The organism is Lacrimispora sinapis, assembly GCF_043633585.1.
In the GTDB taxonomy this organism is placed as follows: Bacteria; Bacillota; Clostridia; order Lachnospirales; family Lachnospiraceae; genus Lacrimispora; species Lacrimispora sinapis.
The window spans coordinates 115,498-130,950 of record NZ_CP141832.1 but is presented as its reverse complement, the minus strand read 5'-3'; the positions used below and the strand labels follow the sequence as shown (position 1 = coordinate 130,950).

At 38.3% G+C, this 15,453-nt stretch carries 18 protein-coding genes; 1 reads left to right on the top strand and 17 read right to left on the bottom strand.

Features of this window, described 5'->3' with window-relative positions:
• Positions 1 to 1,627 precede the first annotated feature (1,627 nt).
• From VIG27_RS00645 to VIG27_RS00580, 14 genes are all read right to left on the bottom strand, one after another.
• On the bottom strand, positions 1,628 to 1,825 hold the full coding sequence (locus tag VIG27_RS00645) for a hypothetical protein (protein ID WP_394524364.1): 198 nt from the start codon (positions 1,823 to 1,825) through the stop codon (positions 1,628 to 1,630).
• 669 nt (positions 1,826 to 2,494) lie between these two features.
• Positions 2,495 to 2,749: a hypothetical protein gene (locus tag VIG27_RS00640; RefSeq protein ID WP_394524362.1), complete on the bottom strand. Its 255-nt coding sequence runs from the start codon at positions 2,747 to 2,749 to the stop codon at positions 2,495 to 2,497.
• Positions 2,750 to 2,838: 89 nt separating this feature from the next.
• A complete protein-coding gene (locus tag VIG27_RS00635) occupies positions 2,839 to 3,717 on the bottom strand; it encodes a sigma-70 family RNA polymerase sigma factor (RefSeq protein ID WP_394524361.1) in 879 nt (292 codons plus the stop codon).
• Between the two features lie 142 nt (positions 3,718 to 3,859).
• Entirely contained in the window at positions 3,860 to 4,168 is a 309-nt protein-coding gene (locus tag VIG27_RS00630) for a hypothetical protein (protein ID WP_394524360.1), read from the bottom strand.
• 100 nt (positions 4,169 to 4,268) lie between these two features.
• On the bottom strand, positions 4,269 to 7,121 hold the full coding sequence (locus VIG27_RS00625; RefSeq protein WP_394524359.1) for a phage tail protein: 2,853 nt from the start codon (positions 7,119 to 7,121) through the stop codon (positions 4,269 to 4,271).
• A gap of 67 nt (positions 7,122 to 7,188) precedes the next feature.
• The gene (locus VIG27_RS00620; protein WP_394524358.1) at positions 7,189 to 7,335 is read right to left on the bottom strand and encodes a hypothetical protein; all 147 of its coding nucleotides are present in this window, start codon (positions 7,333 to 7,335) and stop codon (positions 7,189 to 7,191) included.
• Between the two features lie 6 nt (positions 7,336 to 7,341).
• Positions 7,342 to 7,818 (bottom strand): hypothetical protein, encoded by a 477-nt coding sequence (locus VIG27_RS00615; RefSeq protein WP_394524357.1) that lies wholly within the window; start codon positions 7,816 to 7,818, stop codon positions 7,342 to 7,344.
• A complete protein-coding gene (locus VIG27_RS00610) occupies positions 7,811 to 8,056 on the bottom strand; it encodes a hypothetical protein (protein ID WP_394524356.1) in 246 nt (81 codons plus the stop codon). Before VIG27_RS00610 ends, VIG27_RS00615 begins: the two co-directional genes overlap by 8 nt.
• Positions 8,057 to 8,203: 147 nt before the next feature.
• Entirely contained in the window at positions 8,204 to 9,034 is an 831-nt protein-coding gene (locus tag VIG27_RS00605; RefSeq protein WP_394524355.1) for a hypothetical protein, read from the bottom strand.
• Positions 9,035 to 9,085: 51 nt separating this feature from the next.
• On the bottom strand, positions 9,086 to 9,634 hold the full coding sequence (locus VIG27_RS00600) for a hypothetical protein (protein WP_394524353.1): 549 nt from the start codon (positions 9,632 to 9,634) through the stop codon (positions 9,086 to 9,088).
• A gap of 32 nt (positions 9,635 to 9,666) precedes the next feature.
• Positions 9,667 to 10,407 (bottom strand): ATP-binding protein, encoded by a 741-nt coding sequence (locus tag VIG27_RS00595; protein WP_394524351.1) that lies wholly within the window; start codon positions 10,405 to 10,407, stop codon positions 9,667 to 9,669.
• Positions 10,391 to 11,161 carry a conserved phage C-terminal domain-containing protein gene (locus VIG27_RS00590; RefSeq protein WP_394524348.1) on the bottom strand — a complete coding sequence of 257 codons (771 nt, stop codon included), beginning with the start codon at positions 11,159 to 11,161 and terminating at the stop codon, positions 10,391 to 10,393. The genes VIG27_RS00595 and VIG27_RS00590 overlap by 17 nt, the downstream gene beginning before the upstream one ends.
• 35 nt (positions 11,162 to 11,196) lie before the next feature.
• Positions 11,197 to 11,592, bottom strand: coding sequence for a hypothetical protein (locus tag VIG27_RS00585; RefSeq protein ID WP_394524344.1), 396 nt, complete (start codon positions 11,590 to 11,592; stop codon positions 11,197 to 11,199).
• Between the two features lie 2 nt (positions 11,593 to 11,594).
• Positions 11,595 to 11,750 (bottom strand): DUF6462 family protein, encoded by a 156-nt coding sequence (locus VIG27_RS00580; protein WP_394524342.1) that lies wholly within the window; start codon positions 11,748 to 11,750, stop codon positions 11,595 to 11,597.
• Positions 11,751 to 11,972: 222 nt separating this feature from the next.
• Here VIG27_RS00580 and VIG27_RS00575 point away from each other — a divergent pair, with 222 nt between their 5' ends.
• A complete protein-coding gene (locus VIG27_RS00575) occupies positions 11,973 to 12,581 on the top strand; it encodes a helix-turn-helix domain-containing protein (RefSeq protein ID WP_394524339.1) in 609 nt (202 codons plus the stop codon).
• Between the two features lie 263 nt (positions 12,582 to 12,844).
• On the opposite strand, the gene VIG27_RS00570 is transcribed toward VIG27_RS00575, so the two are convergent.
• From VIG27_RS00570 to VIG27_RS00560, 3 genes are read right to left on the bottom strand one after another with little or no spacing between them, the layout of a single operon-like run.
• Complete coding sequence (locus tag VIG27_RS00570; protein WP_394524334.1) at positions 12,845 to 13,354, bottom strand: hypothetical protein; 510 nt, start codon at positions 13,352 to 13,354, stop codon at positions 12,845 to 12,847.
• Between the two features lie 12 nt (positions 13,355 to 13,366).
• Entirely contained in the window at positions 13,367 to 13,693 is a 327-nt protein-coding gene (locus tag VIG27_RS00565; RefSeq protein WP_394524331.1) for an STAS-like domain-containing protein, read from the bottom strand.
• A 10-nt stretch (positions 13,694 to 13,703) separates the two neighbouring features.
• The gene (locus VIG27_RS00560) at positions 13,704 to 14,744 is read right to left on the bottom strand and encodes an ATP-binding protein (protein WP_394524329.1); all 1,041 of its coding nucleotides are present in this window, start codon (positions 14,742 to 14,744) and stop codon (positions 13,704 to 13,706) included.
• Positions 14,745 to 15,453 lie beyond the last annotated feature (709 nt).

The window sequence follows — 15,453 nt, the reverse complement described above, 5'->3', positions numbered from 1 at the left end:
GGCCATAAGGTCTTTAAAGTCATATTTCATCCGCACCACCTCCCATCTATGTATGATGGAAGGCCAACGCCCTTGCAGTGACACGATTGTTCCATGTCACTATGGTAACATATCCCATTTCAATGTGCAATTACTTTTCCTGGCAACTAGACGCACAATTATGCCGGTCTATTCTCCTCTTATCTCCTTGATCATTCCATTAAGGGTGTCAAACTGACACGGTCAATATATACTAATAATTGACCCCTGCAAACTGAGGGGGTCAACTCTTTTCGACCTTCATGTCGAAAACTTTCCCGATCTACCAGCAGCCACAAAATCAAATTTGCTTCTATACTCGTCCTCCGAGACGAATGGAAGGGGTATCAAACTGTGACCCCTTCGCCTCTAGTAATGAATGCCAGGGCTCTACGTCATGTTGAACCCTGGCATCTGAGAGGGACAGGCTGTCGCTGACGGGGGTATAGACTGAGCACCCGTTATTATATCGGGGTGTCAATCTGTGACCTTGATTATAATGCGACACTTCTTTCACTTCTGGTCTATTGCAACCATCGCCTCCTCCCTACGTTCAAGGCTGCAAAACTCTCAACGTAAAACTCCGCCCTGACAGTTTAAAATTTAGCCGTCCTCTTAGTAGGACTGTGCAATATTGCGTTGTCTTTCATACAGCCGAATTTTCGGCTCTATTCATTTTTTCTTATATGCGCATCTCCTTATATAAAAGTACCCCATCACGACTCTTTAGAATTGAGGAGTCCGAATTCTTTACTATAAGAGCTACCAGGTATTAAAGTACAATGGAATTTTCCATGTTATTCAGTTAGTCTCCTACAGGGATATACCCGTAAAAGAATAATGCATCACAGCCTAATTTTAGGCTCTGACCTGCTGCAGCGGTTGTAATTCCTCTTGTTTGATCGTAAGATAACTATATAGTCCAATAGGTCAACAGAAGTCATTATTTTTAAATTGGAGGTGCTCTACTATATAGGTTTTAATGGGAGGTTTATGGAGGTCATCAGTTGTATTGTGGCTTACATCAAAAGGCTGTAACGATTTGCTCCTTCTCTGGCATTTCTTACTGGAAGTAGCTATATAAGCCAATATGTCAACATTCGCTATCCACTTGAATAATCCGCTATATGTACAGATATGCCACTAATTGCAACTAATTTGTATATGATATCTGGTGTTCCTGTTATTCTGCTATACAGGCTAAAATTGTAGTGTTTTGTAGTAGCTTAACTGCTTTTTCTTAATTGCCAGCCGGCTTACCGGTCCTCTATATATACAAATAGGCATCATAAGTCATCATTTATTTAAATATTTTGTTCTTGGCAGGCTGATAAGCTATATTCTTAAAATGCAACCATTTTCCACTGCCTTGTGCATTGGATTGAATGTTCCTGCTATATAAGTTGAAACACCGACAATTGTCAACATTAGCTGTACATCAATATAATTAAAAAGAAGAAAACAGGTTACGAAAATGACGAAAATGATGTTTACGATCATTTTGTTGAGGTCAATAAAACGATAGAGTTTGCCTTGTTCTATTTAAGGACGGTCCCTGCACTTTCTAACATTTTGTCAATTAATTCTATTTAGACGGTTAAATATGTACTTACTTCTTCTCCGATTCGCAGGAGAACTCCAGACCAAACCTTTCATAAAAATATTTGCGTGCGACTCTTCCAGACTGTGTCATGTACCCCTTTTCAGTTAATTCTCTATTCAGCTTCTTTATAATGATGTATCCAGTTCGATCAGATACCTCCAAAATTTCAGCGATCTCAGCCGCAGTTATCACGTATTTACTCATAATATCTCCTCTACTGTTTATTAAATCATAGATTCATATAGCTTTACTTTCCGCTTGAAGCTTACCAATCTATTTTGCCTAACAGCTATATAGGCAGATATGCCAACATTTTTCAACAAACAGTATATTACTCTTGATTGCTCTGAGTCGGCAAAATCGCCGTACCAGCTTATATATTGGTGGCCGAATTTTCGGCTGCGAGAATACCGAACGTTCGCAACGTTCATTTTGCAACGTTCGCTTTGCGTTGCATTCATTCTTTCTTTAAAAAGGGCCTACATTACATACTATTTTCATGATATAATCTGCACTTTCCAGTTTAAATCACTCTAGCATTTCTATCCGAGGATCATACAAGGATATACTAGGGTTTACTAGGGTTTTAAGTGCAGGCTGTTGCATACAATTACCAATCATTTGGGGAGCACACAACAATGCGTAATACCTTAGGGCTTCTTAGGGAACAACCCTAACATTTCCTAACATCGGTTGCTTTTAAAATACTAGCATTTACAAGCATCACCGTTCGCATATAATCATGCTTTTTTTATAAATAGGAGTGTTAAAACTTGAGCCGTCCCCAAGGATAAGTCGTTCCTTTCTGCTTTATTTTACGTAATTCTTTTGTTGTACTTTCTTTGTTGTACAACATTCAAAAACCAATCCTCTTTATACATCTTCCCTCCCTCTGACAATCTGTAAAATCTCTTGATCACTTAATCCAAGAATTGATACCAAGGTCCATAGATCATCTAACCTCATAATTTCAGGATGTGCAAAACGGTTGTATAATGTGCTTACTGGTTTGTTTAACCGTTTTGCAATTCCCCTTACGGTAATTTGTTTAATTTCCATTCGATTTTTGATAGTTGCACGAGCAATTAGTCTTTTTTGTTCATAATCGGTAAGTTTTACTTTTGGCATATTTTACCTCCTTCATTTGTGATAATTCCAGTATATCGCCAAACAAAAGAATTGTAAGTCACTTGATAACAGTCATATTTTATATTCTCTCATACCTCAAGATGGAGGGCCATCCTTTCTGTCACACTGGTCCATGTCTGATTAAACCGTTCGTAACCAGTTCCCTTTATTCCCATACTATAAATCACATCTGCTTCAGGTAAAAACGGCTTCAGCTTTCCGCTGATATGAGGTTTCCGTAATTCCCGCATTGCTTTAAGTTCCTCCTTTCGGATAACTCCAGGCTTTACTCCACGTTCGTTTCCTATGGCTTCCAAAGTCATGTTGCCTATGTATCTCTTGCGGATCACTTCTGGCTGCCTATCCTGCAAACTGTCCACGTACCCCCATAATACAGTCTTAAGCTGTTCCTGCTGCAGCCGGTCAAGAGTTTCCGCTTCCATATCTTCAGACGATGGAATACTGTCACCCGTTGTAAACCCTTCCTCCTCAAAACCCTTCACAGGAGCGTCCAGGCTTACCAGATTCACCATACAGACGTTCTTACGGATATCTCTTACCTGATCTATACTTAAGCCCATAGAAGCTGCCGTTTCGGCTTCTGATGGTTCACGATCATATTCTTTTACAAAGGAATCGTGGAACTGGTTATACTTCCGTAATCTTGCGTGGCTTTGATAAGATATCCGCAGACTACTAGAGTTTTTTTCTATGTATCTTCCCATTGCCTGTCTAAACCATTTCTCGGCATAGGTAAGGAATTTATATCCGGTATTCGGATCATAACCTCTAACCGCATCATATAAGGCAAGGAAACCTTCCTGTTCCAGGTCTTCAATATCTTCTTGCCCCCTGTATTTCCAGGCTACTTTACGAATAAAGGCTTTTACCTGATTATACAAAGCAAGCATATCTTCCTCCGGGTTAATTCCTGCTTTAATTCTGATTACAAGCTCCTCGTTGGTCATATCCTGCTGCCTCCCTGCATTAACTATATAGGTTGAAACCTCAAGTTTTTTCAATCTTTTATTAGGCAATATGGGAGGGCTGAACTTTCAGCCGCCCCCTGAATAACCTGCCTTTCTTAACCTTGCATCACGTTTTGTGATATTAATCATAACGTCTAGCATTATTACTGTCTTTCCACACAAATCCCGTATCTTCCCATAGCTTTTTGGGGGATATATAGAAATTCCTTTTATTCTCACTTCTGGTCATGTGTCCAATGGGTAACCAACCATCTTCTATCCCCTGCCGTACCCACGTTGCATCTTTTCCATAAACTGCGGCGGCCACTTCTACCGGAACACCACCAGCTTGGAACTCTGGATACTTTGCTGTACTTAACAAGATGCGTGCCACGTGCTCCGCTATATGCTCTGCATCGTACATAATTTTAACTTCCTGTTCTGCATTCATTTATTTCTTCCTCTACTTCCATAGTATTTTAAATAGTATTCTTGTGTCTTTTTACTCTTTTAATACTATAAATAATAGAAACTGAGGTTTTGGGAGGTACTTACTCCCCATTTGTTACCATTCTCACGCCCACTCGCTGACTTTCTTTGTTGTTATACTTATAAACTAACTGCCCGAACTTTGTACCGTCCATAATTAAATCTGCCTGTATGGTGCCGCCGCCAAGTCCTCCGGCTTCTCCGATAGCTTCAAGTACCGCCTGCTTGATTGTTCCAAGAGGGGATACGACCTCATAATCTTTGTTGTTATCTCCCAACATTGCAAAGAACTCACCAGCTTTCGGAGGCACTACAGTGCCTGTTGCCAAACGCGGAATGTTATTGGAGTAGGCAGCATAAGCATTGGCCGGATAACGAGAAGAAGAGAATGCGTTTCCAGAAACAGCTACATGTTTTATATTAAATCCAAAGGACTTCCCACCAATTTCAGGGACCCAGTTAGGTACATCAAATTTTAGTCGATTCAGAACATCAATGATGGAATTCATGGCATTTACGGCGATGTTCTTCACTCCTTCAAATGCACTTTGGAACCCATTTTTAATTTTATCAGACAGGTTATTCAATGGTCTTGCAAGATTACCCATTGAATTTTCAAGTCCCTGGATCAAACCGGCAATTAGATATTTTCCGATTTCAGCCATAACCGTAGACGGCGAATGAATCCCAAACAAGTCTTTAATCCAGGTTACGAACGGATCGACAATATGCTTTTTAATCCATTCTCCGGGATTTTCTGAGAAATCTGCGACTCCTTCTGCAATACCGTCCCATAAGGCCTTTCCAACCACTTTTAACAATCCCCACGCGGCTTTTACTACTGCTAAAGCTATCCTAGCAACTACATCGACAACACTGGTGAATATGCCCCACCAATCAACATTAACGAGGAATTCGCCTATGTCCTCGCCTATCGCCTCCCAGTCAGTTTCTTTTAAGACAGTACGCAGTGTATCCAAAATACCTAATGCAAAGTCACTCAAAGTCTGACCCAAATCGGCCCAATCAACATTCGAAAAGAAATTATTAAGGCTTGTGGAGATTTTCTTTCCCAACTCGGTCCAGTCTATTGTGTTGATGAAATTATGTACACTGCTTATAATGCCTGACAGTGTCTTTCCCATGGTTTCCCCAAACCTGGCCCAATCAATCCTGTTTATCAGGCCCATGACACTATCTCCCATGGCTTTCCCTATAGCTGGCCAGTCTGCAGTAGTCACGAAACCATATAATAGGTCGATGTTTGCCTGGATAAGACTTCCGATAGTGGCACCGAACTTTTCCCAATCAACTTCATAAATAAGCCCATTTAGACCTTTTGCGAGAGATTCCCCTAACTTTCTCCAATCAATCCCATTTAACAGAAGGTACAGAGTATTTACGATTGTATTAATACCCTTCCCCACCATTCTTCCCAGGGAATCCCAATTAATGGTTGATACCAAGGAGTTGAATAAGCTCACAAACCTTGATACAATCTGAGTGATTCTATCCCCTACATTATTCCAGTCAATGTAAGAACTAATCTGAGCAATGGCTGCATTGATCTTCTGTCCTAACAATTCTCCTATTCCTGCAAAATCCAGACTATTAAGCAATTCCTTTATTTTATCTGCGGATTTTTGTACATTATCTGCTATTTTTTCCGTTTCAAACATCTGATCCGGGGTCGGACCTTTGTATTCTTCTTCGTCCTTCTTCTTACCCTGTGCCTGTATCAAGGTGTCAAATGCAAATGTAGCCTTTTTTGATTCCTTTGCCGCTTCCTTTGTGGCTTTCTTTGTTGCATCAAGACTTGCTGCATAGTCTTCTTGTACCTGCACCGCTTTTACAAAAGTATCTTTCCCGGCCAGAGCTGCCAGCGTTTGCGAAATCCAGTTATTTAACTCCACCATTTTGGATATTAGCTTTGTCAATGCGGGCGTTACAAATTCTATGATCGGTGCGAAAGCTACTGCAAAGCTGTTCTTTAGCGTTGTTAATGATGATTTCAGTGTGGAAATTGTCTGATTTGTTTCATCGGAATATCGGGCAAGATTCTCAATTCCTTCTTTTACTGCAGACGTAATACCGTTTATAGCCTTATAAAACACACTGAACACAAGAGTATGAAAAAGCATTCCCAGCAAGTTAAGACTTTTTCCCGTTTTCTGCGTATTCTTTCTTAGGCTTAAAAAAGATTTTGCAATTTTCCCAACTGATTTCATCACACTTTTGGCAAAGTTAATCATCTGTCCTGCTGCCTTAATTGAAAATTTACCCAGAGAATTAAAAGCTGTCTTCCCTGCTGCTGCCATACCTTTCAATGCAGATCCTGCAATAACTGGAACCTTACTGAATCCTGATCGAATGATAGTTGGAATATTCGCAATCGTAGATGTTAATGTGTTTTTTACTGTGCTCATTCCCCATAAAACAGAATCTTTCAGGCTTACCATTGAGGTCTGACCGGCGGTAGCCGTTTGCTTTAATGCTTCAGAAGCGGTTTTCCCCCCGCTGGAAACCTCTTTCAAAGCTCCTCCGGTCTGCTGCCCCGCATTTGATACGTTTTTTAAAGAGGAAGCCGCCTGCTGGCTATCCACGTCTATTTTATTCATTGCCATTCCGGCCATCTGCCCATACACTTCAACCGCCTGCGCATAGTTTCCGATTTGAGCCGCCGATTGACCAAAAACCATCTCCATCGCCTTCGGATCATAACCGGAACTAACATTTTGTGTAGACGATCCAACCTGTTTCATAGATTTTGAAAAGCTATCATTCACTCTGTCACCTGCTTTTTGCGCACTGGATACGATCTTTTCAAATTCTGATTTTAAATTCCTGGTTCCTTTTTCTGCACCATCTGTATTGATTTTTGTATCAATACGTACCGAGCCATCGTATTGCTCCATGTTTCACCACCTCAAATAAAAAGGCCGACGGCTTCCATTTCTGAAAACCATCGGCACCATTTAGCCTTTAACAAGCACCCTTTTGCCTGTCACACTTATATGCAATTTTTTTAACTACCTCCAAAACAATAACATCGTCTTTGCGCTGTTTGATCTCTGCCGTATTCCCCCGGCTATGTATCTCTTCTATCACTCTTTGCATTTCTTCATTCATGTATGATTACCCCCGAACTGTTTCCTTTTTATATTTAGACACATACTTATTAACCCTTTCCTTTGTGGCTTTCTCAACCTCTTCATTAATCACATGAAATGCTGCGTCCATAAAAGCCTCAAACAACAGCTGCCTTTCCTTTCCCACAATAGCCATGGGGGACTGACCGTCAAATATGGTGTCATATACATCAGATTTAAAGATGAAATTCAGCTTTTCACGAATCACCTGATTGAATTTTTCCAGCACTTCCGAAGTCTTTTCCAGTGTGGTATCATCGTCAACGGCAATCGTGCCATCTGGATTGATATTTACGTCCTCCAGTCCATCCTTTTCTTCTCTCAATTCTTTCATTGCCTGATTAAATCGCTTTACGATATCAATATCCGTAGGGTTAAACCTTATTACCCGATCTGGATCATCGTTAATACAGAAAGATTTATAACCGTCCGAAAAATTAATGCTTTGCATTTTATTACTCATTGATATTTTCCTCCATCATTATTTCTTCATATTTTTTCATTTCTTTATCGTACTTCTGTTTATATTTCCTCATGTATTCAGCTTCCCTTTGCATAGATTGTGATGCTGCATTAAGAACAATGGGAAGCCCTTCCTCCGCCTGCTTAATGACAGGCTCAAAGTCTCCTAGTGCTTCTTTCAGTCTACCCAGGCACCCTGAAATCAAAGCTCTTTGATTTTGCATGTTATTTTTATTCATGCTTCTTTTCCTCCATCTTTCCGTAAATTGCTGCCAACTCACATACAATCACAAATAATAAAATACCTATTGCTATCATGTTCATAAGTTCCTTTCTTCTTTTATTCTCAAGGCCTGCGCCTTTGATTTTGATACTGCGGCAAACTACTACAGCCCCCACTCCGTTTTAAGCAGATTAAGAATCTTCATTTCCTCTGATGTATCTTTCCCGGGATTACTGTCTGGGTGATATACTTTGGAAAGCGTCCGGTAAAACTGCTTAAGAGTGGCTTTGCTCTCCTCATTTCGTTGATCACCGGCAGAACCAAAGCTGCTGGAACTATTCCTATTGTAGTTACTGTAAGAATTTTCATAATAACTCCGGCTCTGTTCCCTGCTTCGTTGTTCGTAGTTTATTCTATCTAAGTATTCCTCCTCTATCTCCTTAAGCCTCTTTGGGTCCTGTAACACTCCAAAAACGTCATAGCACTGGTCATAAGCCTTAGAGCCTACAGTTCCATACCTTTCATTAAATTCAGCCTTATTGAAAGCGTATAGAGTCGTTATGCGCTCATGCTCTTTATGAACCGTAAACTCTTCCGTTTGAGCAAATTCAGCTTGAATACGTTCTATAAGAGGATTTAGCTTCTTTTCAATCAGGTTATATAAAGATTCCACAGAACAGTGCAAGGCATCTGCTGCAATGCACATCTTCTTATCTCCCCAATCATAAAGAGTAAAGATATCATCAGCCAAATCATAATAATTCACAGTACATATTACAAACTGCTTTTTCTTTATCTTCCCGTCTTCCCTATAGCTTTCATGAATGCTGATCCGATAAGCCTTTTTAATTGGCCTTTCAAACCGTTCTGTACTGTAGCAATAACCGTAGTAACTGGGTATGATATTACTTTTAGTAAAGTAAGTTTCAATCCGTTTCGGATGCCCATTCTTTTGCAGCCTCCTGGTTTCAATTTCCTGAATGACACAGTACATCTTCTTTCCTTCCTCGTAGTTACTGCGTTATCAACCATAATAACTACGTTTTTACTGGCTGCTACTCATTTTTGTTCTTAAAAGAATCCTCCTGACAGGCAGCAACCGGTATTCTTTCTTAACTTTGCGAGCCAGTGCCATAAAAGGTGAACGCTGGTGCATTTCTTCTCGAATTAGTTCCCGGGCATTGATACCTTCCGATAACTGTAATGAATCTGCTTCTCTGTACAATTTTCTCAATCTCCAACCATTCAGTCCTCGCAAAACTTGAACCGCGGTATTTACATCTGCATTTATGGATTCCTCAGAACACATCCATTTAAACGCATCACGAATAGTATCTTTTCCAATGTACGATTCCAGAATGTCCTGGCAAGCCATAATCCCATCGGCAGTAAGGCAAAGCCCTGGCATATTGATAAAATCGATTTGCACGTCCTCCATGTCGATAAGATTTGCATCCGCTATGCGATCACAGCATTGACCAGCCCACGTTTCTACCTTGCCTATTCTTAGAAGGTTATACACACTAATCATCGGCGGGCTTAAATCCTTCCTTGCTTTGATTGCGGTTAAAGCCCGTTCTTTTACTGACTCCATATCTTTTCTACCTCCATTCATTTTCTTTCGGTTTAAGCCTTCTCTGCATCAAGAAGTCCTTGAATAAACATTCGATTGGATTCTGCTGCCTTTTCTCTGCGAATGCTGCGCTCCGGTATTTTCACATCTGTAGAGATTGATACGATCCGGTCAACAGTCCTATCGTCCATCTTAAGCTTTTCAGCATCACTGTTGCTTGTGAATATGGTTGGCAGGAATTCCCTCTTCCGGTAATCAACAAGGCGGAAAAGAGCATTGTCAATCCATTCCTGCTTCCCTGTCTGTGCTCCAATATCATCTAAAACCAATAGCCTGGTCTGATATATGGAATCGGTCTTCTCTCTGCTTCCCTCACGCTTATCTTTGATTAACTCCACGAAATCTGGCACAGATATGAATTTTACCGAGATACCATACCGCTCTATGATTTCATTGCAAAGACAGCAGGCCAACATGGTTTTGCCGGACCCTTTGGTTCCAGAGTATATGTATAATCCCCGCCCTTGTCTTTCAAATTCCCTAAAGTTTACGGTAAATGCGTTTACGATCTGCTTCTGGAGCTTTACATTTTCGCCATATATATCCCACTGAAACTCTTTGGCAGTTTTATAAACATACTCTGGCGGAATCATACTTTGATTTCTTCGCTCCTCCGTTCCCATTACTGTACCATCTGGAATCCAAAACGGTTGTGTTTCTCCATAATGCTCCACATCATAAGTTACAAACGATCCACCCGGTACTCTTTGCACAAATTTAATCAATCCTAACACCGTATTTCCTGAAATAGTGATCTGATGTTGATTCCCCTGTACTAGTTCCGTTTTCTTTTTCCTCCTCTCCCTGCTGCTGGTTAAGATATCCTTCAAACTTTGTCCCGAACAGTGTTTCTGGTCTTAAGTACTGCTCCATCTTTCCGCCCTTCCACTCTGCTGCCTTGTTGTCTATGACCTTCTTAAAGTCCTCCAAGGTGTACCCTTCCGCAAAACGAGCGTTGATATGGCCTTGTGTAGCCTTTCCCTGCCACCGATATCCCTTACCTGTTTTGTCATTAAGATAATCAATGATTTCCTTGTATGGGGGCTTGTCGAGGTTCTTCTCGACTATATCTTTATATTCTTTATTGTTATTGTTAATATTGTTAATGTTAATACTGTTACTGTTAGTACTAAGGTTTTCGGCACTCTCATTCTCGGCACTCTCATTTCCCGAGTATCGGGAAACTTGTTTTTCTATGATTTGAATTTCATGGTTTATAGTGTATATATTTTTCCCATACACATTACCGTTTCGCTCTCTCGTTACAGAAACAACTCCAAGTGCTATTAAAGGATTCATGTGCTTTGAAAATCTTGTTTCACTCATCTGTAATTCTTTCAACATCATTTTCCTGGATGGGAAGCATGTATTTTCGCAACCGGCAAAACTGGCCAGATAGCCATATATTGCTTTACTTTCTGGACTTAACTCCGAGCTCCGCATTACATTTTGATACACTATTCCATAGACTCCTTTCTTTCCATTCATCAAAGGCCCTCTCTTAACCTGGCATACTTAGCCTTTTATTCGTCACTAGAATGCTCCTGCTGCCGTAAGAATAATCTGGCTGAACGCAGTGCCTCAAAGGTATTCTTAGCTCGATTCTCTAAGGTCTTTATGAACTGCCTGACTTCCCTCTCATTGCTCGGAAGAAAGTAACCTCCTCCCTCCTGGCAAGTAGAAAGGATTACTGCGCCGGCTTTTCTTTCCCTGGCAATCTCGTGCTGCAACTCCCGTGCACTATTAAATCCAAGATATGTACATAGGTCCTGGGCGCTGATAGCATTTTCTTTTCCAGTATGTAAAGCCTCTATTACCACGAATGGTAAGGTTTTTTCAGGTACGGTTGCCGCCGTCTCCTGCATCGGTGTGTGATTCTGGGCTTTTTTTATTAACCCCAATCGTTTACGCTCTTGCATAATCATGCCCCCGTTAATTCGTCAAGATATTGATCCAATTTCACACGATCCCAAAGGACGCGTTTACCTACTTTTATTTTGGCTCCGATCTCTTCCCCTAACTTCATGGCATTATCGCGCCCTAAATTGGTATAGGCTCGTAATTCATCAGTATCCATTAGGCGATTTTCTCCTGTTACTGTGTTCACAGTTCTTGCTTTCATATTTTTTCCTTTCCACCTGTCTTTATCTATAGACAATTAAACAGCTATATGCTACAATGATATTGTATCACCATTTCATAGTTATATCACTAATTAAGTTGTTATATTGCCAATATATAATTATTACGCATTTTTATATTGATGTATTATATTGTGATAATCGAAGGAGGTTTAGTAATGTTAGAGCAAAAAAAAGGAAAATTAGTAGAACGATTAAAGCAATTTAGAGAAGAAAACAAACTTAAACAGAAGGAAATGTACGAAGCCATGCAATGCAGCCAAGCTGCTTATTCTAGCTATGAAAATGTGAAAAGTGATAAAGTTCCTTCTATAGAAATGTTGTTAAATCTACACGAACAATACGATATATCTATTGATTGGCTTCTTGGGATAGATGATACAGAAACAATTAAAAAGAAAAAAGAATTAAAAACTATAGGAGATATTATTGAGAGCTTATTTTTAATAGAAGATGCCACACAAACTTCAATCAGTGCAATGGAGGAAACCAGATACGATTTAAGTTATGATGGAGCAAAGCCTTATGATGTTACTTTATATGGGCTATGTTTTGAAAGTAACTTTTATTATGGCGAGTATCTTAATGATTTTATGAAAGAGTGGAATGAAACAAAGGAGTTTTGCAGAGGAAAAGAAATTGGAACTACTATGTATGAGTTATGGAAAAAGGATATTATACAGAAAAATAAAAATAAAAATATAGATCCTTTTGACGACCTTCCAGATGAAGGACTACCATTTATCACTGAACAAGATACATTATAATATCTCATTCTAAATACTAACACAACAAGGCGCTGGAATAACTAAACCTAATGATATGCTATCCTATTTCTGCTCCTTATTAAGCTTCTTGGTTATGACATGTAACGCTCACTCCTTCCTGATCTGATGTAAGCTTAAAACTGTTATCCTATGTAACGGTATGTCAGTGGGCTATGGTTTTAGGGCAATAAAAAAGCGGTTTCCTCACGGAGCCGCCTTATATTTTTAGAGCACAATCTGATTTGATATTTAGTTATTATCACTTACAAATCATATAAGCTTAATCGAACCTTGTCGCATTTAGTGGTAATGTTTAACTTGTGTCTTTTTAAATCATTTTCTATACTTTCCAAATCTTCTTCTGTTTTAACATGATTCCCATAAAGGTCTCTCAATTCTTGAAATTCATCATATATGTAAGCAATATCTTTTTGATTTTGAGGAAATCCCATGTCCTTTATATACATAATCTTATTTGCAGCTGAGGCTTGCAACATAAGTGCATCACTTTTTAATGAAAATATATTTTCATTATGCTGAATTACATTTTGGATTTCAATAATTATATGTTCTATACAATCAATTTTTCTTCTTTTATCAGTTCTATGTTGTACAAAAATAATTGAAATTATTGTAGCGAGTATAAAAGTTAATATTTGAAGTAAGCTCGCTTGATAAAAGTCTGTAGAGTTATAATTTTTTAATACTAGAATTATCGCAACACATGCAACTGCGAACATAAAGATTCCAGAAAGTATACTTTTATAATTCATCTGTTGATCTCCTTATATTTTCTTTTCAGCAGCTTCAACATAATTTCGAATTAGTTTAGGTATTGTTTCATCATCATTAGAGATAATCTCTATATGTGACAGCACGTTCTTTTTTTTGTATTTTCTTACAAGGCCTCCAAAGGATTCTTCTAAAAATGATGTGGCGAAACCAAAACAATTGTCAAAGTTAATTTTTAATTTATTATCAGTATTTTCAACTTTTTCATATTCTGGTAATAGTATAGATTCGCGAAATTCTTCGCCAGAAAAATCGCCTTCGTCTTTGTATCTCCCACCAGGTGTATTTGAAAAAACTTCACTTATATTTATAACATTCATATTATACCTCCTAAACAACATCAAATGTAAAAATTGTTCCGAAAATAGAATTGTTGTAATTACTTTTTACTAATTCTTTGCTTGCATCATCGGAAATTACACAACTACCGCTACCAGATATAACAGTAAAATTCCTGAACAACCCAGATGCCGCTAAATCTTTAACCCCACTAAGCCCGTTTCCTCTATGAGTCTCTTTCGTCTCTGTTCTGAAATCCCCTTTTAGCGTAGAAAAAATTAAATCTCCATCGTTAAAAAGTGCGCCAGTAGATCTTCCAATTTTTTCGAAAATATTTTTTCTAACAGTGCGTGCAATGCCTGCTCCGGTATCTACAAACACAAAATGAATGTAGTCATCAATTAATTCTGCATAAACATACCATTGTTTCTTATTAATATCTGTATTATTATATGCATGATGGTATACATTTGACATTAATTCAATGAGTATTTTGTGTAGACTTAGTGTATCCGTTATTTTTTTGTTTAATTTATCCATAACGAATTTACACATTTGGCTGGCTATTTGTGGATCGTTCTTATTACCTGATGTAATTTTCATTTTATTAGTACTATCTGGTAAACGTCTTAATTTTGATTCTACATAAGTCATAAATCCGGATTCCCTATAAACAATACTAGCCTTTTCATTTTCAGGAAGATTCCCCCTAAAGGTATAATGCATTTCAATATTTATTTTTATATTATGCATTATGGCTATGAGATATATCAATGCATCTACCGTAACAAATTCAACTTCGGAAGAGTTTATAAAAAAACTTTTTTTATATTGTTTATTAGTAATGTCTAGAACTAAATCATTAAAGAAATCAATGGTAACAACTGGAGAACTGGTAAAACTAAAGGTTTTAGGGACCTCTTTATGGGATTCAATAATTTTCCTAATGTAATTGCTTGCGCTGTTTTTTGTAACCGCTGTAGCACTTAACTTAGAACTGGAGCGCCTTTTTTTTCTTTTATGATATTTTTTGTTTTGGAGTTTACGGCTTCGACGATCTAAACGTATCTTCTCATTGAATTTCTTGCTCATTATCTATCCTTTTTTATTTGGATTTAAATTACTCGAAAATTTTTCATAAGTATTTACAAGGCTAGTCTAATCTTCATTCAATGAAAGTATACTATAAATAAAATGTACAGTAAATAGTGAAATTATTAATAAAATTATAAAGTTAATAAGATTCTTGGTTTGAGCGGACTTAATTCTCAACCAATGTCACACCTCCTTGTTTGCGCATATTTATAAAAAAGAAGAAATACATATTAATGTAAACAAGAAAAAACATATAATTATTGAGAGCATTTTGGTAGATAAAAAAACAGTGCTATCGTATCTCCATATTTTTATTGTTATTTACTAATCCTTTGTAATCTAATGCACCAACGCTTAGTGTATAGTTGAATTTCGGCAGCAACCATTTTCCCATCAGAATCTATGGCATATACCTTATCACCATCAGCCACCAACTGAGATTTACACATAGCTCCATCAGGTCCAGGTAATACAATTTCCATAATGTCAATACCATTAAAGGTAAAACCTGTTAATATCCCCTTAAACACCTCTTATCACTCATGGAATACTTTAATTTATACCCCATTCATACCCCATCTAAGATAGAGCATGATAAACGATGATAGCAAAATGCGCTACAAAAATACTGATTTTCAGTACTCTGTAGCGCATGATAGGACATGATAAACAATCCAAAAATGAAGTTTTGTTTTAGGTGTGGAAG